Genomic DNA, 2,414 nt, shown 5'->3' on the forward strand with positions numbered 1-2,414 from the left:
ATTAAAACCGCCTTCGTAAACTTTTTCAATGTGATTTAATTTTACTTGTGCCATACTCCAGTATTTATTTTATTCTCATTTTAAACTATACAAAGCCACTCCTGTAGCAGTATCCTGGGGATATCGATGACACAATTCTGCCAATATATCCTCATGGGTGACACCAACATTCATCACCGTATCGTTACCTGCATAATATATGTAGATTTCACCATTGTCCTTTCTCATTGCCCCACAACAAAATACCACCTGGGGAACATGTACATAATCTTCCTCTCCTACCCTGCAATCTGCTTTTGAAGGCATTAGAATTGGAAAATTAGCCACCAAGATCTTTGAGACATCGTTCAAATCGTGCAGCGCTACTCCTAAATAATAGGGATTGCCATCCATGGTGCTCCGTACCCCATGAAAAATGTTGATCCATCCATGTTTGGTTTTTATGGGAGGTGCACCCGGTCCAATTTTATCGGAATAAAAACTGGGAAGACCACTTTGGTTCATAATGGGTTTGGGGTTGATGTCCCAGGTATTAGAAAGACAATCTGCCGTCTTTCCCAATAGAATTTGCCTGAATATTCCTCCCGTATGTCCATCTGTAGAATCATTTGGGCGAAAAAGAGCGAAAAAGTTATCGCCTATTTTCTCTGGGAAAATCACCACATTTCGCATGTCGGTTTCCAAAACAGGTCCGTAGCGAACAAACGTTTTAAAGTCTTTTGTAACAGCTAGGGAAACCCTTACCCTATGCTGAATACTTCCATGATAGGCACTGTATGTAATAAAATAGTGCTCATTAATCTTTGTAATTCTCGCATCTTCCAATCCGCCTCCTTCATTGGCTATTAGGGAAGTCATGTCTGCTCCCTCCGCAAATTCATCGTCCGAGTCGCAAGGAATCATAGCAGGTGATGGATCTATGCGCCAATCTGAGAGGCCATCCTTGCTACGGGCAATTCCCAGAACAGAGATACCATTCCGAAGATGCGAGCGGAATAACATGAGTATATCATCTTTATACTGAGTGATTCCGGCATTGTGAACAGTTACCACTTTCAGATGTGGAGGATCCCATATATTATTGACATCATGACAGGTAATAATCGGATTACCCTCATAGCGAAACACTACCTTGCTAAGGTCAATAATCTCATTTTTTCCGGATATGGTTACAATTCTTTCCATAAAAGATCAATTCGTGTTTTATGCCTTCATATTTTTTAAAATCTCAGAAACCGAAACCGTGGCAAAGCTTGAAGCAGAATCAGACATCGCATAAGGAATAATAAGGTGGTCGTTGTGTATCATGGCGCCACAGCTGTATACGACATTAGGCACGTAGCCTTCGCGCTCATCCTCATTGGGCGATATTAAGGGAAAATTTAACTTGCCTACAATCTTTTCTGGTTGTTCCAAATCTAACAATACAGCACTGATCACGTATTTTCGCAGGGGACCCACTGCATGGGTAAGCAATAGCCATCCCTGTTCTGTTTTGAGTGGAGAACCACAGTTTCCCTGTTGTACCAATCCCCAGCTAAATTCAGGGGTCATTATAACTTTGTATTCATCCCAGTAATAGAGATCATCAGATTCCATAATGGTAAGATCTTCTCCCCCTTGCCGGGCAGTCATTACAAACTTTCCATTAATTTTTTCCGGAAAAAGGGCAAAACCCTTATCTGATACCGCTTTACCATACATGGTACGAATTTGGAAATGGGTGAAATCATCTGTCAAAATTAATTGAGGAGTAATTTTATGACCGTCATATGCAGTATAAGTGCCTATAAATTCTTTCTGTCCGTTTTCATGCGTAAATTCTACAAAACGTACGTCCTCCATCCCCATTGATTCACCTTTTGCGCTTGGAAATATTACACGTTCACTAAGAGGAGATTCGGTATCAGCTGCCAGATTGTAGTTTGTATCTATGAAATCAAACAATAACCTATGCGTGTCAGCATCATATTCATTAAATACCTTAGCTTCAAGTGCTGCTTTATAGTCCAGATAAGTAAAATCACTCGGGAGAGCTTCAAAAATACTAGTGTCAAAATTCGAAATTATTGCAGCTCTTAATTTTAGTTGGTCCTTGTTATAACTAATTGAGAGGTCTTTATCGGAATGTGTGGCAAAGGGTGTGATTTTATCCAAAGTAACCTCTCCATCTATAGAAATAATTCCTTCACGAAATTCAATCGACGAAATATGGCCCTCTCCTACGGAACGCAAGCTAATGATAAACCTTTTTTCACCTTCCCCAAGGTTTTCCTGATTTGGATGCGAAACAATAGATGGATTGAAAAGGGCGGCTGATTGAATAGAATATTCTTTGGCAAAATGTGCGCCCAAAAGCAACTTCTTTTCTTTAGAAAGCTGAAGATTCGTGGGTACAAGATCCACGATATGAC

Annotated in this window: 2 protein-coding genes; both read right to left on the reverse strand. The window is 40.2% G+C overall.

The window, feature by feature from the left end:
- Positions 1 to 75: 75 nt before the first annotated feature.
- Positions 76 to 1,185: a hypothetical protein gene (locus WBN20_RS16275; RefSeq protein ID WP_424282446.1), complete on the reverse strand. Its 1,110-nt coding sequence runs from the start codon at positions 1,183 to 1,185 to the stop codon at positions 76 to 78.
- Between the two features lie 18 nt (positions 1,186 to 1,203).
- The coding region (locus WBN20_RS16280; RefSeq protein WP_424282447.1) for a glycoside hydrolase family 130 protein at positions 1,204 to 2,414 on the reverse strand (1,211 nt) is incomplete at its 5' end.

The organism is Eudoraea sp. (assembly GCF_049665975.1).
In the GTDB taxonomy this organism is placed as follows: Bacteria; Bacteroidota; Bacteroidia; order Flavobacteriales; family Flavobacteriaceae; genus Eudoraea.